Origin of the sequence: Pseudarthrobacter sp. WHRI 8279 (assembly GCF_040224115.2) — a bacterium.
Classification (GTDB): domain Bacteria; phylum Actinomycetota; class Actinomycetes; order Actinomycetales; family Micrococcaceae; genus Arthrobacter.
On record NZ_CP168162.1, the window covers coordinates 2328237 to 2346844 of the forward strand.

An 18608-nucleotide genomic window follows, 5' to 3' on the forward strand; every position below is an offset into this window, starting at 1 on the left:
CGTTCACTCCCGCAGAGTAACTTCAGCCGGTGAATGTTTCTGATCTGACTGAACCGGCCGGGAAGCAGGCAGCATACCTGCCCCAGTTGGCCGGAGGCGGCAGGGCTGCACCGCCGCGCACCCTGGTCCAGGTTTTTGAGGAAACGGCCCGGCAGTTCCCTGACGCCTCTGCGCTCGACGACGGCAGGGCCTCCCTCAGCTACGCGGACCTTCACGCCGCGGCCAAGGCGTATGCCCGGCGCCTGCACCGGGACGGGATCGGGGCCGGCGACAAAGTCGGGATCCGCATCCCGTCGGGCACCAACGAACTCTACGTAGCCATCCTCGCCACCCTGCTGGTGGGTGCAGCCTACGTTCCGGTGGACGCGGACGACCCCGAAGAGCGGGCGGCCCTGGTCTTCGAGGAAGCCGGGGTGGCGGCGGTCCTCCGCGCCGGTGAGATCTTCACCGTTCCCGGCAGACAGGGCCCCTTCCCGGCGCCCCGGCAGCCCGGGGTTGAGGATGACGCCTGGATCATTTTCACCTCCGGCTCCACGGGCAAACCCAAGGGCGTGGCGGTGACGCACCGGTCAGCCGCGGCCTTCGTTGACGCCGAAGCCAGGCTGTTCCTTCCTGAGAACCCCGTGAACTCCTCCGACCGCGTCCTGGCGGGGCTCTCGGTGGCCTTCGATGCGTCCTGCGAGGAAATGTGGCTGGCCTGGCGGAACGGCGCCTGCCTGGTGCCCGCCCCGCGGTCCCTGGTGCGGACCGGGATGGATCTGGGCCCGTGGCTGATCACGAACGGGATCACCGTGGTCTCCACCGTTCCCACCCTTGCCGGCCTGTGGCCGGCAGAGTCGCTGGAAGCCGTCAGGCTCCTGATCTTCGGCGGCGAAGCCTGCCCGCCCGAGCTGGCGGCCCGGCTTGCCGTGGACGAACGCGAGGTCTGGAACACCTACGGGCCCACCGAGGCCACCGTTGTGGCTTGCGCCGCACGGATGGACGGATCCGGCCCGGTCCGGATTGGGCTGCCGCTGGACGGGTGGGACCTCGCCGTGGTGAACGCCGCCGGCGTTCCCGTGGACGAAGGCCAGACCGGTGAGCTGATCATCGGCGGTGTGGGCCTGGCCCGCTACCTGGACCCGGCCAAGGACGCGGAAAAGTATGCGCCCATGGACACGCTGGGATGGGACCGCGCGTACCGCAGCGGTGACCTTGTCCGGTACGAGGCTGAAGGCCTGGTGTTTGTGGGCCGGGCCGATGAGCAGGTGAAACTCGGCGGGCGCCGGATCGAACTGGGCGAAATCGACGCCGCGCTGCAGTCCCTGCCCGGCATCCAGGGCGCGGCCGCCGCGGTCCAGGCCACCGCTGCAGGGAACCAGATCCTGGTGGGCTACCTGGCGCCGGCGCCAGGCACCACTCCTGACCTGGACGAGTCACGGCGCCTGCTGGCCGCCCAACTCCCCGCGGCACTCGTTCCGCTGCTCGCCGTCGTCGAAAACCTCCCGGTGAAGACCAGCGGGAAGGTGGACCGCCATGCGTTGCCGTGGCCGCTGGCGCAAGCGTCTGCAACGGAAACCGCGGCCCTGGATCTGGACCCCCAGTCAGCGTGGATCGTTGAACAGTGGGCGGCCGTCCTGGGGACGCCACCGGACAGCCTGGACGCCGATTTCTTCGCCTACGGCGGCAGCAGCTTGGCGGCCGCCCGCCTGGTCTCCGCCCTCCGGGTGCGCTACCCCACCATCACCGTGGCAGACGTCTACGCCCGCCCGCGGCTTGGCGCACTGATTGAGCTCGCCCGGCTTTCATCGCCCGACGGCGGCATGGCGGCTTCCGAGCAAATGGAACGTTCAGTGCGGCCCACCGCCCGGAAATCGCAGGTCTTCCAGATCCTGGCCGGGCTGCCGCTGCACGTGCTGGTGGCCATGCGCTGGCTGACCTACCTGATGGCCGTCAACAACATCCTCGCCGCGTGGGGTGTCCTGACCAATGCCCCCACCGTGTCCTGGTGGTGGGTGCTGGCGTCCTGGCTGGTTTTCGTGAATCCGCTGGGCCGGATGGCCATCTCCGTCGCAGCAGCCCGCTTGCTGCTCCGCGGCGTGGTTCCCGGCAGTTATCCCCGGTCCGGGAAGGTGCACCTGAGGCTGTGGCTGGCAGAACAGATCGCGGACCTGTCCGGAGCTGTGAGCCTGGCCGGTGCCCCCTGGGTTCCGTACTACGCCCGGGCCCTGGGCGCCAAAGTGGGCAAGGATGTTGACCTTCATTCTGTCCCGCCCGTGACCGGCATGCTGAGCCTCGGGGCCGGCTGCTCGATCGAACCCGAGGTGGACCTTTCGGGCTGGTGGATCGACGGCGACCTGGTCCACATTGGGCATGTCCGGGTGGGCCCCGGGGCGACGGTCGGTTCGCGGAGCACCCTGATGCCCGGTGCGCGCATCGGTGCCGGGGCGGAAGTTGCCCCGGGCTCGGCCGTCCTGGGCAAGGTCAAGGCGAACCAGCGGTTTGCCGGCTCGCCGGCCCAGCGCCTCGGCAAGGCACAGCGGGACTGGCCCGCCCGGCCGCCGTCGGGCCTGAAGTCGGTGCTCGCGTTTGGTGCCTATGCGCTTGCCGCGGCGGCGCTGGCGCTCATCCCCTTCGCCTCCGCCGCGCTCGGCGCCCTTTCGGTGATCGCCGCCGTCCAGGGCCAGGACACCCTGTTCTCCTCGTGGCCGCAGCTGCTGTGGGCCGTGCCCGCTGCCGCCGTCGTCTGGTTCCTGTCCAACATGGCCCTGACGGCCGCCGTCGTCCGTCTGCTGGGCCTTGGACTCAGGGAAGGCCACTACCGCGTGCGCAGCTTCACGGGATGGCGGGTGTGGGCCACCGAACGTGTCCTGGACATGGCCCGGGACCTGCTCTTTCCCCTCTACGCAAGCCTGTTCACGCCGGTCTGGCTGCGGCTGTTGGGGGCCAAGGTGGGCCGCAACGTTGAGGCGTCCACCGTACTCCTGCTGCCCTCCATGACCACCGTGGGCGACGGCGCGTTCCTGGCCGATGACACCATGATCGCCTCCTACGAACTCGGCGGCGGATGGATGAGGATCGCTCCGGCGAAGATCGGAAAACGGGCGTTCCTGGGGAATTCGGGCATGACCGGGGCAGGCCGGAGCGTGCCCAAGAACTCGCTGGTGGCTGTGCTGTCCGCGACTCCGGCGAAAGCGAAATCGGGGACGTCCTGGCTGGGCAGCCCGCCGGTGCGCCTGCGCCGTGCACGGATGGAGGTTGACCAGAGCCTCACCTATGACCCTCCCCTGCGGCTGAAGATCTACCGCGCCTGCTGGGAACTGTGCCGCGCCGTCCCCGTCATCCTCACCGCGGCTATCGCCGTCGCCCTCCTTGCGGTTCTGGACTGGATAGCCGGCACCGCCGGGTATGCCGCCGCCGCTGTGCTCGGGGCGCCGGTGGTGCTGGCGGCCGGGGCTGGGGCCGCGGCAAGCTCGGTGGCGGCCAAGTGGCTCCTGGTGGGGAAGATCGATGCGCGGGAGCACCCCCTGTGGAGCTCATTCATCTGGCGCAATGAAGTGGTGGACACCTTTATCGAGATGGTCACGGCGCCCTGGTTCGCGCGTGCTGCCGCGGGCACCCCTGCCCTGGTCTGGTGGCTGCGCGGGCTCGGGGCCAAGATTGGCTCCGGTGCGTGGTGCGAAAGCTACTGGCTGCCCGAGGCGGACCTGGTGACGCTGGGTGAGAACTCCACCGTGAACCGCGGCTGCGTGATCCAGACCCACCTCTTCCACGACCGGGTGATGAGCATCGACACCGTTACGCTTGAAGCCGGGGCAACCATGGGCCCGCACGGGGTCATCCTGCCGGCAGCCCGGATTGGTGCCGGCGGTACAGTGGGTCCGGCATCCCTTGTGATGCGTGGCGAGACCGTTCCGGCGGCCAGCTACTGGATCGGAAATCCGGTCAGCCCATGGACATCCCCGGCCGCCGCCGTTCCCGCCCGAGAGGCCCAGCCACAGTGACCGCACACCAGGAGCACCTGCCGGCCGGATCGCGGACGGCAGCACCCTCCCGTTCCCTGCCGGACTCCTACACGCCGGGGCACGGATCCGCCGACTATGGGGTGTCCCGCTACGAGCTGTACCTGGACTACCGCGTCTCCACCAACAGGCTCTCCGGCCACGCCGCCATCACAGCGCACGCCCACGTGGAGCTGGCCACAATAACCCTGAACCTGGCCGGGCTGCGGGTGCTGAAAATCCAGCTGGACGGGCAGCGAGTACAGCGGTTCAGCCAGCGGGGAAACCAGCTCTTTATCACCCCCGCCCGTCCGGTGGCCGCCGGCAGCGACTTCAGCCTGGACATCCGGTACGAGGGCTCCCCGGGTCCGCTGCGCGGCAACTGGGGGGAAGTGGGCTGGGAAGAGCTCACCGACGGCGTGCTTGTGGCCGGCCAGCCCACCGGTGCGCCGTCCTGGTTCCCCTGCAACGACCATCCCAGCCAGAAGGCCAGCTTCGGATACACCATCACCACGGAGGCCAACTACAGGGTGGTCTGCAACGGTGTGCTGGTCTCGCGCCATGCCAAGGCGAGCCGAGAAACCTGGGTCTTTGAACAGGCCGAACCCATGGCCACCTATCTGGCCACGGTGCAGATAGGCCGCTACGAGCTTCTTCCGCTGGCCATCCAGCCCTCTTTCCCGGCGCACCGGGCCGTCATACAGCACGACGGCGGCCAAGGCCCCGTCCCGCAGTTCGTTGCGGCACCCCGGGCGCTCATGGCCGCCGCCACTGCCGCCCTTGGCCGGCAGGGCCAGATGATGGAGACTTTCGAGACCTGCTTCGGCCCGTACCCCTTTGCGAGTTACACGGTGGTGGTGGCGGACGACGCCCTCGAGATCCCCCTGGAAGCCCAGTCGCTGTCCGTGTTCGGCCCAAACCATCTCACCCAGCAGTGGGAGGACCAGCGGCTTATTGCCCATGAGCTTGCCCATCAGTGGTTTGGAAACTCCCTGACCGCCACCGCGTGGGCTGACATCTGGTTGCACGAGGGGTTCGCCTGTTACGCCGAGTGGATCTGGTCCGAGGCGTCCGGGAACGCCACCGCAGAGCAGCGGGCCGGCAGCGCCTGGCAGCTGCTCGCGTCCCAGGCGCAGGACCTGCTGGTGGGCGACCCCTCACCGGAGCTGATGTTCGATGACCGGGTGTACAAGCGCGGCGCCCTTGCCCTGCATGCCCTGCGGCGTGCCACCGGGGATGTGCTGTTCTTCGGGCTCCTGAGGACGTGGACGCACCGGTACCGTTTTGGCGGCGTCAGCACAGCTGACTTTGCGGACACTGCCAACCAGGCGTGCGGCGAACTCCCCGGTTTCGATGCCCGCGCCATCCTGGCCCCCTGGCTCTACCAGTCCGCACTCCCCCCGCTCCCGTGACGCCGCTCCAGGGCCTCTCGCTGGCAGCCGTCCGGCTGTCCGACGCGGACCTGGGCCTGACTCACATCCTGGACGAGGCGGAACTGGCCAGGGCCGCAACCTTCCGCTCCCCCGCCCTGCGGGACACCTTCACAGCCGGCCGGATAGCGTTGCGCCTCCACATCAGCGCACTGACCGGGGACAGCCCAGGGTCGCTCACGGCGGACTATTTCTGCCCGACCTGTGGTAACCGCGCCGGCCACGGGATCCCCCAATACCGGCTCCCTTCCCGTACCGGCCACCTCCGTGCCAGCCTCAGCCGGTCCGCGAACTGGTGCCTGCTGGCCGCCAGCCTGGATGAAGGCCTCGCCGGTATCGGGGTGGATCTTGAGGACGGGTCCGCGGCGGACTTTGACGGTTTCCCGTCACTTGCGCTGACCGCGACCGAGCGTGGCCAGCTGCAGGAAGTGCCGCCCGCGCTGAAGGCCAAGTTCCAGACCCGGCTTTGGGTCCGCAAGGAAGCAGTCCTGAAAGCACTCGGGACGGGCCTGGCGAAGGCACCCTCCGCGGTTGATGTGTCCGGCCCAATTCCCGCAGGACTAAGCGGGCCTCCCGCCGCCGCCCTGTGGAAGGTTGAAGATCTAAGCCCCGCCGCTCTGGGCCTGCCAGGGGGCTTCGCTGCCGCAATCGCCACCTGGCAACCCCGCGACGTCCGGGCCAGCTGGCCTGATGGGATTGGGTCTTTACCTCCGCGGTGATGCGTCACGCCAGCTGGACGGTGGGGCGCCAGGGTTGCCCGCCGGTGGGGCGCCTTCAGCTGGCTGCCGGCGGCCCCTGGGAAGGAAGCGCTCCATCCGCGGCTCCACCGCCGGCGGGGGCAGGCGGACAATGTCGATCTCTGACACGTCGATAAGGCGCCTGGAACCGGTCACGGTGTCCAGGATCCAAAACAGGCCACACTGCGGAATCGCCTCCACCACCGGTCCGCGGTGAACCATCCTGCCGTTGCGGTACGCTTCCACGGCATCGCCCGGACGCAGTTCCTTAAATGAGCCGGCAACCGGGCCGTCACCCGTTGTCATGCCTAGTGGCTGTCCCGGGCCATGAGCATCTCGGTCAGCTGGCGCGGCGTGGCGCGGGCGGCCGCGAGGGCCACGATGGCCAGCGGCGGGACTGACACGAGGACCATAACAAGGAGCGCGACGGCGGCCTCAACAGCTGGTGCGTCCATTGCGTTATTCCTTCCGCTTGGTTTGGTTGTGATCGGCACGGCTGCCTGGCCGCCCCTTTCGCTGCAAGGACTCCCCCGGCTCCAATGCTGCCGCCGCCAGGTTGACTGCAGGTGTCTTCGGGATGATTTTTGCCCGATGTTTAGGGCTGGCCGAGGTGTGCATCTGCTGCGTTCTGACGGGTCATCGATACATCAGGTCATGAATACATCCAAGGCTGTACTATTCAAACCATGGAGACGCTGACCCATTCCTCTGTCCTGGCCCGATTCGGGTACGCCCTGTCCGATCCCACCCGGGCCCGGATCCTGCTGGCGCTGCGGGATGCGGCGTCGTACCCCAGCGATCTGGCCGAGCTGATCGGCGTGAGCCGGCAGAGCCTCTCCAACCACCTCGCCTGCCTGCGGGGCTGCGGCCTGGTGGCGGCCGTCCCCGAGGGCCGGCGCATGCGCTATGAGCTGGCCGATCCGCGGCTTGGGCTTGCCCTGACCAACCTCCTGGGCGTGGTCCTGGCCGTCGACCCCGAGCACTGCAGCGTCAGCGCAGAGGAAGGGTGCTGCTGATGGCCGCCCCGCACACCACAAAAACTGCGAACCGCGAGGCCGTCCTGGCCCGCCGGATCCGCCTCCTGGTGGCGGCAACCATCTCCTACAACGTCATCGAGGCGATTGTGGCCCTCAGCGCGGGAACAATTGCCTCCTCCACGGCCCTGATCGGTTTCGGCCTGGATTCGGTGATTGAAGTGTCCTCGGCGGCTGCCGTCGCCTGGCAGTTCTCCGGCCGAGACCCGAAGTCGCGCGAAAAGAAGACACTGCGGCTCATCGCCATAGCCTTTTTCGCCCTTGCCGCCTTCGTCACCGTGGGCGCTGTCCGCTCACTGCTGGGGGCAGGTGAGGCGGAGCATTCAACGGTGGGCATTGTCCTGGCGGCTGTCAGCCTGGCCGTGATGCCGTTCCTGTCCCTGGCCCAGCGCAGGGCGGGCCGCGAGCTCGGCTCACGGTCCGCCGTCGCCGACTCCCGCCAGACCCTCCTGTGCACGTACCTGTCCGGCGTCCTGCTGCTGGGCCTGGTGCTGAACAGCACCCTGGGCTGGTCCTGGGCCGACCCCATGGCGGCGCTGGTCATTGCGGCAGTGGCCGTCAAGGAAGGCCTGGATGCCTGGAAGGGCGAGGGATGCTGCGCGCCCGCCCCTCCGGTCTCCACGCGTGCAGGCCAGCGAACGACGACGGCGGCACCGGCCTCCGGAGTGGACGCGCCTGCCGCCGGGCTGCTGATCCCGGAGAAGGCGGGCGATGGCGCCGACGCGTGCGGCTGCTGCCAAGACGCCGCAGCGCAGACCGCCTCGCAGACGGCAGCACCCGGCCAGCCGCGCCCGAGCTGAGGGGGCGCTGCCGGCCGGGTGCCCTAATGGCCATCAGGGTTTTAGCCCTGGCGTGCTTTCATGCGGGGATTCTTCTTGTTGATGACGAAGGTCCGGCCGCGGCGGCGGACAATCTGGGCTCCCGGAATTTTTTTCAGGGCGCGCAGTGAGTTGCGAACTTTCATGAACTGCTCCTTTCTGGGGTCTCGGCGGTCTGGTTCAGGCCAAAGGGGTCCGGGAACGAGTCTTCGCTGGCGGCCATTTCCGCCTCGGTCAGTTCACAGGCGTTGAGCAATTCGGCGACCTCGGCGGCGTCCAGGTCGTCCCCCGTAAAGGCCACGATGGTGCCGCGGTCACCGTACTCGGGATGCCAGTCTTCCAGGCCAGCGCCCGGCATATTTGGCACAACCGGAAGGGACTCCGGCTTGCCTGCCAGGGCCCGGTGTTCTCCAGCCAGACCCGCGGCCCAACGCCCTGGACGGCGATCCTGCAATCCGGCGCCGATGCCACCCAGAGCCGCCCGCGGAGCCAGCAGCACGCCTCGGCTAGGGCAGCCAGGGCGTGGCGGAAGCGCTCCGGGTGCAGGGGCCGCTCCACCCGGTGCACCACGGTTGCGAATGGAGCCGAGGATTCGGGGGCTGCCTGCACCGAACCGGGCATGCTGCGCGCGGTGGCCTCCGCGAGGCTGTGGACTCCGGTGCACACGTCGCCGTCGCTCTCGGCCAGCACCGCATACGGCGCCAACTCGCGGATCAGCTGGACCCCCCGGACGTTCATGGAACACAACAAGGGCACCCGGCTGCTCGGCGGCCAGTGCGGCACAGGCTTTCTGGCGGCTAAAAACGTCAAGGGAGCTGACAAGGGTCAAAGACATACCGGAGATATTACATGCGAACCATTCTCATTATACGGAAGTCCAGCCGCCTACTCTCGCCCTGATCTAAAAGCCCTGATCTTAAAAAAGGGTGCTGGCCAGAAGCAAAATAGTAAGGCTACTGTGTTTTATGGGTCGGCGGCCCGCTGGCCCGCTTTTTTCGACAATGGACCAGGAGCGAAACGATGAGCCACATCACGTCAATGCTGGAAACCTACCCGAAAGACCTGGGCGGCGTGGACCGCCAAAAGCTGGCTGACTGCATCGCAGCGTGCTTCGAGTGCGCACAAACCTGTACAGCCTGCGCGGACGCCTGCCTCAGCGAGGACATGGTGGCCGAGCTGACCAAATGCATCCGGACCAACTTGGACTGCGCCGATATTTGCGCCACAACGGGCACCGTCCTGTCCCGCCACACCGGCTACGACGCGAACATCACCCGCGCCCTCCTGGAGGCATGCCGGACGGCCTGCAAGGCGTGCGGCGACGAGTGTGGGCAGCATGCTGGGATGCACGAACACTGCAGGGTCTGCGCTGAAGCGTGCCGCCGCTGCGAGCAGGCCTGCGCGGAGCTGCTGTCCTCGCTCGCTTAACAACCGGCTCTGGGATGTGAGGAGAAGATTATGGACTCGACGGAAAATATGCGAGGACATCACGACGCCGGGCCTCCCCGACCCGAGCGAAAGCAGGCGGGGCAGGACCACAAAGAACACGGCGGATCAGTCCGGATGTACGTGAAGTTCGGCATCATCCTGTTGGTCAGCCTGGGACTGATGTGGACGCTGTCCATGTCCATGGTGCGGACCATCGACCACTTCTACTACAACCTGAGCAATTTCTGGATGGCTTTGCTTATGGTTTCGGCCATGGCGATTGTCATGGTCGTCGGCATGTGGTCCATGTTCAAGAACACAAAAGCGAACATTGCGATGCTGGTGGGCTTCGCCCTCCTTTTCGGCGGCGTGTTCGCCCTTGGCCGCACCGAAACTTTCGTGGGCGACGAGGAGTTCCTGAAATCCATGATCCCGCACCATTCCCGGGCCATTTTGGTATGCCAGGAGGCCAACGTTACGGACCCGGAAATCGTGGAACTTTGCGAGCAGATCGTAGAGGCGCAGCGGGAAGAAATCTCCCAGATGCAGTCCATCCTTGACCGGTACGAGTCGGACTAGGAGACAAGACAACCGCAGCCGCGTGCCCAGCACCTTCGGCGCGGGGCGCACCCCTAAATGCGCAGTCCGCCCTCCCTGGGAGAGGGCGGACTGCGCATTTAACTAGCGGCGGTTGCGCGGGGGCTGCGCCTGCTGGGCGGCGCGGAGCTGCTTGGCCTTCCGGGCTTTCTGTACCTTGCTGATGATGGTGGGCAGGAAGAACAAGAACAGTCGCTTCATGACTTCGGTCCTTTCGTTGGTGTTCCACGGTCCCGCCCGCCGGATCCTCCAGGCCCTTGTGGGACGCTGTCGGAAACCGGCAGATCGAGATAGTAAGCATGGTTACTAAATAGATCCTAGGCACAGTGGACATCCATTGCGCAAGGCCCCGACCATCCCGGGCCCACAACTTGGGACGGGGCACACATGGTGAGGGCCGCCGTCGTAAGCCCTGCCGCAGCCGGCACAGATACACGTGATGATGGTTAGGATGGCGGCATCCGGAACCGACTAACGTCCAGCCGGTCGATGGCCGGGCAGTCCATCCGGCCGCCGGCCCCGAACCACCAATGGCATTGACCGCAGACCAAAGCAAACCACAGCAAAGGACGAAACAATGGCCGACCTCACCGCGCTTGCCCTGATTTGCTCCCTGACCCCCTCCCCGGCGGCGTCCAGCAGCGAGCTCATGGCCCGCCACGTGCTGGATGAGCTGGCCGCCCACGGTGTCAGCGGCACGTCGCTGCGGGTGGTGGACCACAACGTGATGCCCGGCGTCCAGGTGGACATGGGCGACGGCGACGCCTGGCCCGCTATCCGGGACAAGATCCTGGCGGCGGACATCCTGGTGCTCGCCACCCCCATCTGGATGGGGCACCCGAGCAGCATCACCCAGCGGGTCATGGAGCGGCTCGATGCGGACCTCGCCGAAACGGACAACGAAGGCCGGCCCATCATGTACGGGAAAGTGGCCATCGTGGCCGTGGTGGGCAACGAGGATGGCGCCCACAAGACCGTGGCAGACACGCAGCAGGGACTGAACGACGTCGGCTTCACCCTCCCCGCCCAGGGCGCCACGTACTGGGTGGGCGAGGCCATGCAGACCGTGGACTACAAGGACCTGAAGGCCGTGCCGGAGAAGGTTGCCGCCACCACCGCCGGTGCCGCGCGCAACGCCGCGCACCTGGCCCGCTTCCTCCGCACCTCGCAGTACCCCGCCGGGTAGGCAGCCGGCGCCGGCCGTTTGCTGGGGTGGGCGGGTCAGCGGGAGGACAGGAGGAACGGTGCTGCTGCTTCGGCCATCTTCTTGTGCTCGTGGGCGGCACCCGGAACCACCATCAGGCCCCAGTTGAACTCGTCACCCTCCCCGGCCGCATCCCGGGACGCCTGGTAGAAGTTCAGCCCCCGGCTCAATCTGTTGTCCCCCTGGGTATCCGTTTTCCGGTCACGCTGAAGCAGCGTGTCGTCCGGGTCGATGTCGTCGGCACCCAAAAGGATGACCAGGCGCCTGGAGAAGGCCTCCCTTAACTCTTTTGAGGAAAGGGGCGAGTTCTTCAGGCCGTGCGGGTACTCAACGTCCCGGTCCGGCATCGTGTACCAGCCGGCGTTTGCTGCGACCGCAACCCGGACATGGTTTTCTTGGGTGAACTCCATGAAGCGGTGCACGAATTGGCCGCCAGCTGAGTGCCCAAAAAGGGCATAGTCCCTTTCCCCGCTCTTTGTATCCCGGACGACGGCCTCGAAAAGGGCCTCGACCATATTGAAGGTCCATGCCTCCGGCGGATTTATATCCCCGGAGGCATCAAGGATGTTGCCTTGGTTGTAGGAGGAAGATCCGGGGTAATCGTCTTTGGGAAACTCCAGCACCAAAAGCAGGGCATTGTGGTCCTGCACAATGGGCAGCCAGTCTTCCCGGTAGCCCTCCCCGTCGCGGTGGGCCCCGGTCATGACCATCAGGATCTGGGCAGAGGAAGGATCGTCCGGAGCGTCGTACCAGACCCGGATGGGCTGGTTGGCCAGCGGGCCTTTCCACGAAAAGGATAAATCTCCCATGGTGCCTGGCGTAATTAATTTTGTCTGGGTTTCTGTAGCTGAGCCGCCCGGCATATCGTCTCCCTGGTCCGACGCTGTTGGTTCCCGGCGCTGTTCTCCTGCCACCTCGGTGCAGGATGCCAGCACTGCCAGTACTGCCACAAGCCACAGCAACACCCAAGAAACCCTCTTATGCGGCCCTGGCATGGCAGGGGGTCCCGTCATTCCGGCGGCTCAAGGCAGCGGCAAGGCATCCTCGCTACATCGCCCTGGATTTGGAGCGCCGGGTTAATTTCCGACATGACGCCCACCATTTGGGGGGCAGTGCATGCCTGAGTGAGGAACCCGTTGATGCGGTTATCGGTGACAACGCACCTGACTGCCATTTGGGTAGGAGCGCTGGGGCTCAGTTCCAGGCTGAGCATGAGCCCGACTCCCTGCTTTCCAAACGACTCGTAGCGGCCACGCGTACCAAAGACAAAGTTGCCCAGGCCGTAGGCCACCGGGACGTCACCGATAAATTCGATCTTCTCCGCGATGTGGGATCCTGCCCCAACGATCACGTCATATCCGGCGTCAACCAGCACTTGCGCCCAGTACCGCTGCTGCGGTGTTGTGTCGGTGTAGTTGTCACCCCAATGCACGTACCCGATGACCCAATCGGCCCCAGCAGCGCGGGCAAGGTCATACCCGCGCTGCACCGCTTCCGGGCTAAAAACCACAGTGCCGGGGTTGACTTCGTCCGCTTTTGATAACTTGCCGAAGTTCTCACCGATTGCCACCACACCGATCGTGCCTGCTTCGGTCCGAAGCATCAACGGGCGCTCAGCCTCAGCGAGGTTGTTCCCGGCGCCAAAACTGGCCATTCCGGCATTGCGGGCATACCTGATGGTGTCCTGAAGTCCAATGAGCCCCATGTCCATGGAATGGTTGTTGCCCAGGCTGATCGCGTCCACGCCCGCCTTGGATAACGCCCAGGCCGCCTGCGGGGCCACACGGTGCGAAAACGCTTTTCCCGGGATCAAGGGTTGCTCGCTGAAGGTCATAGGGCCTTCTGCGTTGGCGATGACAAGGTCTCCATCAAAGAGAGGCGCCACCCCCGACAAGGCAGCATCGAGTGCAAGAGGGTCCAAGGTTCGGATTTCTCCGTTGCCCAGCATGGTGTCCCCCACGAACTGGACCGACCACTTTCCCTCGGCGTCGTTGCCGGCCCACACTTCAATGGCCTGCACTTCCGGAGCCTGTTTCCCTCCATAGTTGGCTGCAATTGCGCCGGTACCGCCGAGCGAAACAGCCAGGGCCGTCACCATGAGCAGCCTGTCGCGTGTTGTCGGTTTCATCAGGCATCGCTTTCTGCGCCGGAAGCTTGACTGAGTGCTGCTTTGGCCGTGCCGCCTTGGGTTGCCCTGGGCGACGGTGCGGGGAGCGCTGGCAGGTTGCTTTCCAGCCATATGCGGTCCCGGAATTCTTCGCCGGATATCACCTCGGCGATTGTGCCCTTGGACAAAACCACAATCCTGTCCGCCAAAGCGAGTTCCTGGGGATCCTGCGTGGCCAGGAGAACCGTGCCGTCGAATCTCTTAAGCATCGTGGCGAAGACCTGCTTCGCTGCGGCGTCCAATCCGGTGGTTGGCTCATCGAGGAGCAGGATGGGAGGGTTTCCCATCAGCGCCCTGGCAAGTGCTATGCGTTGCCGCTGGCTCCGCGACAAGTTGAGCCCGCCTTCGGAAACCCAGGTTTGCAGCCCAAAGGGGAGGTCGGCAAGCATGCCGTCCACTCCGGTGGCAGCCAGAACCCGCTCGACGTCTTCTTCTGAAGCACTGGGGGCGGCGTACGTAAGGTTCCGCCACAAGGTTCCGCGCATCAGTGGAAGTTCAGGGCCCACGCACCCTATCCACTGAGCCGCAGATCGCAAAGAGGTATTCGCCAGAACCTGCCGGTCAACGATGATGCAGCCCTGGTCAGGGTCAATGGTTCTTGAAACCAGCCCGAGAAGGGATGATTTGCCGCTTCCACCATCTCCTGTCACTGCAACCAGTTCTCCCGGTTTGACCCGCAAATTGACGTCATGGAGGGAACCGTTCACCGTTACCGAGGAAAACTCGATAACGCCGTGCCGGACTTGCAGGGGACCGTGGCCATCGCTGTCCAAGTCCCGGCTGGAACTGCGAAGGTATTCGTTGATCTTGCCGACGGACACCTGGGCACGGTGCCAGTAGTCATGGGCCAGGCCGAGGGTGCGCACCGGGCTGGAAAGCTGCCTGGTGACAACGATGAAGGCAATCACTGTTCCTATGCTTGCTGTTCCCTGCCGGACTTCGAACAGACCCGCGGCCAGGACAGCGCCCAGCGCAAGCAGGGAGAAAGCGGTTGCGACGCCGCGGAGGTAGCCCCGCAGGCGGGCGACCCTGATGAGGGCACGAGTGAGCTCGTCATTTTGATGTGAAAGACGGGCATACTCCCCGGCAGAGCGTCCAAAGACCTGGACAACACGTTGGGCATTGAGCTGCTCGTCCAGGTTGCTCATTACCAGCGAGCGGCGCCGACGCATAACACGGGTTGCCTGGCGCATGCGCTGTCCGGCCACCAGGGACGCGGCTGCTCCGGCGGATATTGCCGCAACGATTGCAAGTGACATCCAGAAGCTGAAGAAGAAGAGCACAGTGAGTGTGCCAACCAGCACCATGGCGGCAATCATTCCGCCGAGTACTCCACGGCTGATCCACATTCTGGTCATCGAGAGGTCACCCAGGAAACGCAGGAGCAGGCCGCCCCGGGCCCTGCCCTGGAACTGCCGCGGAGTCATGCCCTGCAAGTGTTTGTACATCTTCATCCGCAGGTCCCGGACCACGTTGTAGCCTGCGGTCTCGGCCACGTTGAAGCCGAGGGCCCGGAGCCAACCGTGGACCAATGCCACTGCCCCCAGGAGGGCGGCCTGGGCCAGCGCCCAGCGCCACTGCAGGTCCGCAGCTTCCCCAACTGTGACCGGTGCCAGGTTATCCACGATGCTGCGCAGCAGCAGGATGTAAGCCACCAAAGTGAGGACTTGGGCCAGGCCGATGACAATGATTTTTGCGAAGGCGGCTGGCGGAATATGGTACAGCCTATTCTTGCCGGGCACTGGTTTTACCACGCATCCGGGCTGCCAGAGGGGGTGGCTGGTCGAGGGAATCCGAGGAACCCCCGCTTGGGTTCAGCCCACTCAGGCGTAGCGACGAAGGGTCCGATCAGGACATCGCTTGTGACGGTGGCTGGCTGCACCGTGCCGGCGGCCTCGGTGCCCGCGGTGGCGGCGTTGGCCAGGATATCCGGTACGTGAAGGATCGAGGCGGCAAATTCAGGGTCCGCGAGTTCGTCCCGGGTCACCACAGGGAGTCCCGTAGCTGCCGCCGCTTCCCGCATTGCCAGGGGCGACCGCGTTAGCAAGCCCGTCACAGCCAGGACATCGTGTCCCACCTTCTGCAGGTGGGAGACCCCGGCCACTGCCCCCATGGCGTCCGGAGCAGCGAAAATGACGGCGTCAACATTCGCCCGAAAAACCGCTGACTCCAACAAATGCGAGGTTTCATGCTGGTAGATGCCGTCCGCGATCTCCACAAGGTTCAAGGCCGCGCCTGAATCCGTGAGGTGGTCCACCAGTTCGCCAAATTTAGCCTCCACCACGTTCATGGGCTGCCGGTACGTCGAGGCCAACCCGACGTCCGTGAAATCCAGCATGATGTGGGCGCCGGCATCCAGCATGCACCAGTAGTCGTTGCCGGACCCCGTCCCGGTTGCTTTGGTAGCCCCCACCCGGACGCCCGCTTTGCTGAATCCGTTTACCAGGCAGTGGACAGCTGTTGTCTTACCTGAATTCATCGCTGTTCCAAGGACTGCGATGGTCCGGGGCCGGGGCACCTGCGGGGACACCGGCTGCAGCGAAAAGTCCTGGATATTCAGCGGCCGGCCTTTGGCATCGCCCAGAAGTCCCAGGGGCTCTATTTCCGTCGCCCTCCTAACCGCCGTGCTCCGGCTCAGCACCTCGGAGGCGATTCCCCCCGAAGCAACCAGCTGGGCGTTGGCCAGTGTTGCCGGCACCTGTGATTCAAATTGGTCAGTGGCGTACCTGTCTCCATACGTGACGATAATTTCGTCGTCGTCGTGCAACACCGCCCGGCGTCCGTTCGGCTGCTCAATATGACGGTGATGCCCCAACTGCACGATTCGAGCCAGTACCAGGTCACCGGACCGGGGCCGGACTGCGCCCGAGACCAGGGAGGCTATGGCTTCCGGCACTACTCGACGGGTTGTAAACGCTGCTTTTGCCCTCGCGACCCGCTGCGCGTCGATCGGCTTGACCCACACTCTTCGGTCTGCTCTCATGACTCGCACCGTACGCCCGGAGTAATTGGCGGGGAATGGGGAGGGGGTACCCGAACTTGCGATTAGGTATTACTTGCAAGAAGCAGGAAGAAAAGCCCCTAAAGCAGCTTCACTCACCTATTCCGCTCCCCATGAACGCCCGGATCTCCCCTGCCATCCGTGCGGACTGCGTGTGGTGCAGGTAGTGCCCGCCCTCAACGGTGACAACCTGATGCCTGCTGACGTTGTCCAGCAGGTTCCGGGCTGATGACACCTTGGTGGCTGTGGAGTCCGCGCTTTCGTCGGCAATGAAGGCCAGGACGGGCAGGTCCCCGGGGTAGGTGACTCCCCTCAAGGCTGCCGCGTTGTTCGCGATCCTGGCTGTTTCGTCCGCCACGGCGGGATTGCCGAAATTCCAGTTGGCCATCAGGCGCATGCGCTGTAGCTCATCCTCTGTGTAGGCACCACCCTCCGGGTCCACCAGCCCAGGGGCCAGGAACGTCACGGCCCGCACTATCCCCGTAACGGCCAGTGCACGCTCCCAGCTGATGCCTGGTTCGGGCTCGTCAACGGCCTCCGGCCCGGGTTTCGGTATGGTGGCGTCAATGCCCACAACCGCGGACAGTTCCGAAGGGTACCTGTTGGCGTAGTCCAGCATGTAGAAGCCGGCTATCGAGTGCCCTGCCAGGACGTACGGCTGCCTGACCTGGAGCCTAGCCAGGACTTCGTGCAGTTCGGTGCTGATGTTTTCGTTGGTCCGCGGAGGACCTTCCATGTCGCTGTACCCGTACCCAAACCCCTCAACAACAATGACGTCGAAGCCGTCCAGCTCACGGGCCAGCGGCGCAAAGTCGAGGCCGGGAGCCGCGGTGCCCAGTCCGCTCAGGAGGACGATCGGCTGCCCCTCTCCCCCGCTTCGCCAGACGTTCAGGGCTCCGCCGTCCACCTGGACGCGCTCGCCGTAGGCAGGGGTGCCGGATTTCTCCGCCCGCTCCATGGCCGCGTTGACCGCCGTCGACACCAGAAGCAGCCCCAGCACCACCAGCACGGCGATACCAAAACGCCGCAACCGGCGCCGGGGCTTCTTCCGGGAGCGGGGCCTCCGGGGCGCGGCATCCGTGGGATCCCGCTGCCCCGAAGCCCTCCTAGGAAGGACGCGCACAGCTGCCGGGCTCAGGCCGGCTTGGCGAAGGTGGCCGCGCTCATGACCTCGTAGCCCACGAACGCCTCGTCCCCTTCGACCCAGGCGTCGTGGCCGGCCGGAATGGTGTACGCGTGGCCGGGGCTGACCGTGGCCCGCGATCCGTCCGCCATTTCCACGGTCAGTGTCCCGGCGGCGCAGATCCCCACATGGTTCACCTGGCACGTGTCCGTGTTGACCACGGTCTTGACGGTCTCGGACCACCGCCAGCCCGGTTCAAAGGTGAACCTGCCCAGCGTTGTGTCACCGAGGTTCACCACATCCACCTGGGTCTTTGGCGGACGGCGTTTTTCGTCGGGCTGGTCGAATGATTTCGCTTCCAGGGCGTTTACGGTCATTTCGTTCTCCTGACAGGAGGGGTGTGGCAACAATGCATCCGGAGCGCCCAGACAGCTCCGGGTTTCGGTTGGCGGGCCTGCGGCGGATCCGCTGCCCGCCAGCCACCGGCACCCAGCGCTATCAGCGTGCGCCCGCGGGTGGGCCGTGTCAATATGCCCTGTCACCGGCCATCGCGGCTAGGCTTCCGGGCATGGGACTCATCATCACACTGCTTATCATTTGGCTCGTTCTGTCCATCTTGGGCTTCGTTATCGAGGGGCTGCTGTGGCTGGCCCTGATCGGCCTGGTGCTGTTCGCTGCCACCGCCGTCTGGGGCTGGATGAAGCGGCGGGTCTAGGCCAGGCCCACTCCCTGCTTTGACCGCCCGGGGTGAGCGCCGCCGTCGTTCGTTCCTGCCCGGTTACTTCCCGGGGCACCCTTGCGGCGCGCCCCGAACGACGGCGTGTCCCGGCCCGGGAGGGCAGTCCGCCCTGACGAACCGGGCAGGAACGCGCGCCCCTGCTCAAGCTGCCCACCTGGGTGAGGTGCCGCCGTCGTGCGTTCCTCCCCGGTTACTTCCCGGGGCACCCTTGCGGCGCGCTGCAGACGACGGCGTGTCCCGGCCCGTGAGGCCAGCCCGCCCGGACCAACCTGGCAGGAACGCGCGCCTGACCCCGGAGGATGTGAGGTCCGTTGCATCCGGCAGGCGGCGCCGGGCTGCGGTGGTACCGT

Annotated in this window: 19 protein-coding genes and 1 pseudogene; 9 read left to right on the forward strand and 11 right to left on the reverse strand. The window is 65.8% G+C overall.

Annotated features, from left to right (window positions below; all coding sequences use genetic code 11):
* Window positions 1-29 precede the first annotated feature (29 nt).
* The 3 genes from ABRP28_RS10695 to ABRP28_RS10705 are packed head-to-tail and all read left to right on the forward strand — an operon-like array spanning window position 30 to window position 6129.
* Entirely contained in the window at window positions 30-3983 is a 3954-nt protein-coding gene (locus tag ABRP28_RS10695) for a Pls/PosA family non-ribosomal peptide synthetase (RefSeq protein ID WP_350002695.1), read from the forward strand.
* Complete coding sequence (locus tag ABRP28_RS10700; RefSeq protein WP_374152840.1) at window positions 3980-5392, forward strand: M1 family metallopeptidase; 1413 nt, start codon at window positions 3980-3982, stop codon at window positions 5390-5392. Before ABRP28_RS10695 ends, ABRP28_RS10700 begins: the two co-directional genes overlap by 4 nt.
* Entirely contained in the window at window positions 5389-6129 is a 741-nt protein-coding gene (locus tag ABRP28_RS10705; protein WP_350002696.1) for a 4'-phosphopantetheinyl transferase superfamily protein, read from the forward strand. The genes ABRP28_RS10700 and ABRP28_RS10705 overlap by 4 nt, the downstream gene beginning before the upstream one ends.
* Here the strand turns inward: ABRP28_RS10705 and ABRP28_RS10710 are convergent.
* Together ABRP28_RS10710 and ABRP28_RS10715 are read right to left on the reverse strand one after the other, a co-directional pair.
* A complete protein-coding gene (locus ABRP28_RS10710; RefSeq protein WP_350002697.1) occupies window positions 6115-6453 on the reverse strand; it encodes a hypothetical protein in 339 nt (112 codons plus the stop codon). The two genes, ABRP28_RS10705 and ABRP28_RS10710, sit on opposite strands and share 15 nt — an antisense overlap.
* A 2-nt stretch (window positions 6454-6455) precedes the next feature.
* On the reverse strand, window positions 6456-6602 hold the full coding sequence (locus tag ABRP28_RS10715) for a hypothetical protein (protein WP_350002698.1): 147 nt from the start codon (window positions 6600-6602) through the stop codon (window positions 6456-6458).
* 231 nt (window positions 6603-6833) lie between these two features.
* Between ABRP28_RS10715 and ABRP28_RS10720 the strand changes: the two genes are divergently transcribed.
* Both ABRP28_RS10720 and ABRP28_RS10725 read left to right on the forward strand, forming a co-directional pair.
* Complete coding sequence (locus tag ABRP28_RS10720; RefSeq protein WP_350002699.1) at window positions 6834-7163, forward strand: metalloregulator ArsR/SmtB family transcription factor; 330 nt, start codon at window positions 6834-6836, stop codon at window positions 7161-7163.
* Entirely contained in the window at window positions 7163-7981 is an 819-nt protein-coding gene (locus tag ABRP28_RS10725) for a cation transporter (protein ID WP_350002700.1), read from the forward strand. Before ABRP28_RS10720 ends, ABRP28_RS10725 begins: the two co-directional genes overlap by 1 nt.
* Before the next feature lie 41 nt (window positions 7982-8022).
* On the opposite strand, the gene ykgO is transcribed toward ABRP28_RS10725, so the two are convergent.
* The 3 genes and pseudogenes from ykgO to ABRP28_RS10740 form a co-directional block, all read right to left on the reverse strand.
* Window positions 8023-8145 (reverse strand): type B 50S ribosomal protein L36, encoded by a 123-nt coding sequence (ykgO, locus tag ABRP28_RS10730; protein WP_011693081.1) that lies wholly within the window; start codon window positions 8143-8145, stop codon window positions 8023-8025.
* Window positions 8142-8357, reverse strand: coding sequence for a hypothetical protein (locus ABRP28_RS10735; RefSeq protein WP_374152999.1), 216 nt, complete (start codon window positions 8355-8357; stop codon window positions 8142-8144). Before ABRP28_RS10735 ends, ykgO begins: the two co-directional genes overlap by 4 nt.
* Window positions 8358-8404: 47 nt before the next feature.
* Window positions 8405-8737: pseudogene (locus tag ABRP28_RS10740) on the reverse strand (GTP-binding protein); the annotation flags it as partial.
* Window positions 8738-9019: 282 nt separating this feature from the next.
* On the opposite strand from ABRP28_RS10740, the gene ABRP28_RS10745 reads away from it, so the two are divergent.
* From ABRP28_RS10745 to ABRP28_RS10755, 3 genes are all read left to right on the forward strand, one after another.
* Window positions 9020-9427: a four-helix bundle copper-binding protein gene (locus tag ABRP28_RS10745; RefSeq protein WP_350002701.1), complete on the forward strand. Its 408-nt coding sequence runs from the start codon at window positions 9020-9022 to the stop codon at window positions 9425-9427.
* A gap of 30 nt (window positions 9428-9457) precedes the next feature.
* Window positions 9458-10006, forward strand: coding sequence for a DUF305 domain-containing protein (locus tag ABRP28_RS10750; RefSeq protein WP_350002702.1), 549 nt, complete (start codon window positions 9458-9460; stop codon window positions 10004-10006).
* Between the two features lie 595 nt (window positions 10007-10601).
* Entirely contained in the window at window positions 10602-11210 is a 609-nt protein-coding gene (locus ABRP28_RS10755) for an NAD(P)H-dependent oxidoreductase (RefSeq protein ID WP_350002703.1), read from the forward strand.
* Window positions 11211-11245: 35 nt separating this feature from the next.
* Here the strand turns inward: ABRP28_RS10755 and ABRP28_RS10760 are convergent, their stop codons facing one another.
* The 6 genes from ABRP28_RS10760 to ABRP28_RS10785 form a co-directional block, all read right to left on the reverse strand.
* Entirely contained in the window at window positions 11246-12193 is a 948-nt protein-coding gene (locus ABRP28_RS10760) for a hypothetical protein (protein WP_374152841.1), read from the reverse strand.
* A 44-nt stretch (window positions 12194-12237) separates the two neighbouring features.
* Window positions 12238-13356: a CapA family protein gene (locus tag ABRP28_RS10765; RefSeq protein WP_350002705.1), complete on the reverse strand. Its 1119-nt coding sequence runs from the start codon at window positions 13354-13356 to the stop codon at window positions 12238-12240.
* Window positions 13356-15137: an ABC transporter ATP-binding protein gene (locus ABRP28_RS10770; RefSeq protein WP_350002706.1), complete on the reverse strand. Its 1782-nt coding sequence runs from the start codon at window positions 15135-15137 to the stop codon at window positions 13356-13358. The genes ABRP28_RS10765 and ABRP28_RS10770 overlap by 1 nt, the downstream gene beginning before the upstream one ends.
* Window positions 15138-15142: 5 nt before the next feature.
* Window positions 15143-16378, reverse strand: coding sequence for a DUF1611 domain-containing protein (locus tag ABRP28_RS10775; RefSeq protein ID WP_350002707.1), 1236 nt, complete (start codon window positions 16376-16378; stop codon window positions 15143-15145).
* A 109-nt stretch (window positions 16379-16487) separates the two neighbouring features.
* Window positions 16488-17426: an alpha/beta hydrolase gene (locus ABRP28_RS10780; protein ID WP_350002708.1), complete on the reverse strand. Its 939-nt coding sequence runs from the start codon at window positions 17424-17426 to the stop codon at window positions 16488-16490.
* A 104-nt stretch (window positions 17427-17530) separates the two neighbouring features.
* Window positions 17531-17896 carry a cupin domain-containing protein gene (locus tag ABRP28_RS10785; protein WP_231457207.1) on the reverse strand — a complete coding sequence of 122 codons (366 nt, stop codon included), beginning with the start codon at window positions 17894-17896 and terminating at the stop codon, window positions 17531-17533.
* Between the two features lie 191 nt (window positions 17897-18087).
* Here ABRP28_RS10785 and ABRP28_RS10790 point away from each other — a divergent pair, with 191 nt between their 5' ends.
* Window positions 18088-18234 (forward strand): hypothetical protein, encoded by a 147-nt coding sequence (locus ABRP28_RS10790; RefSeq protein WP_350002709.1) that lies wholly within the window; start codon window positions 18088-18090, stop codon window positions 18232-18234.
* The last annotated feature ends 374 nt before the right edge of the window (window positions 18235-18608 follow it).

Excerpts from the sequence above, each read along its gene's own strand:
- ABRP28_RS10710 (WP_350002697.1), bottom strand. The coding sequence starts at position 6,453 with ATGACAACGGGTGACGGCCCGGTTGCCGGCTCATTTAAGGAACTGCGT.
- ABRP28_RS10715 (WP_350002698.1), bottom strand. The coding sequence starts at position 6,602 with ATGGACGCACCAGCTGTTGAGGCCGCCGTCGCGCTCCTTGTTATGGTC.
- ABRP28_RS10720 (WP_350002699.1), top strand. The coding sequence starts at position 6,834 with ATGGAGACGCTGACCCATTCCTCTGTCCTGGCCCGATTCGGGTACGCC.
- ABRP28_RS10725 (WP_350002700.1), top strand. The coding sequence starts at position 7,163 with ATGGCCGCCCCGCACACCACAAAAACTGCGAACCGCGAGGCCGTCCTG.
- ykgO (WP_011693081.1), bottom strand. The coding sequence starts at position 8,145 with ATGAAAGTTCGCAACTCACTGCGCGCCCTGAAAAAAATTCCGGGAGCC.
- ABRP28_RS10735 (WP_374152999.1), bottom strand. The coding sequence starts at position 8,357 with ATGCCGGGCGCTGGCCTGGAAGACTGGCATCCCGAGTACGGTGACCGC.
- ABRP28_RS10745 (WP_350002701.1), top strand. The coding sequence starts at position 9,020 with ATGAGCCACATCACGTCAATGCTGGAAACCTACCCGAAAGACCTGGGC.
- ABRP28_RS10750 (WP_350002702.1), top strand. The coding sequence starts at position 9,458 with ATGGACTCGACGGAAAATATGCGAGGACATCACGACGCCGGGCCTCCC.
- ABRP28_RS10755 (WP_350002703.1), top strand. The coding sequence starts at position 10,602 with ATGGCCGACCTCACCGCGCTTGCCCTGATTTGCTCCCTGACCCCCTCC.
- ABRP28_RS10765 (WP_350002705.1), bottom strand. The coding sequence starts at position 13,356 with ATGAAACCGACAACACGCGACAGGCTGCTCATGGTGACGGCCCTGGCT.
- ABRP28_RS10775 (WP_350002707.1), bottom strand. The coding sequence starts at position 16,378 with ATGAGAGCAGACCGAAGAGTGTGGGTCAAGCCGATCGACGCGCAGCGG.
- ABRP28_RS10785 (WP_231457207.1), bottom strand. The coding sequence starts at position 17,896 with ATGACCGTAAACGCCCTGGAAGCGAAATCATTCGACCAGCCCGACGAA.
- ABRP28_RS10790 (WP_350002709.1), top strand. The coding sequence starts at position 18,088 with ATGGGACTCATCATCACACTGCTTATCATTTGGCTCGTTCTGTCCATC.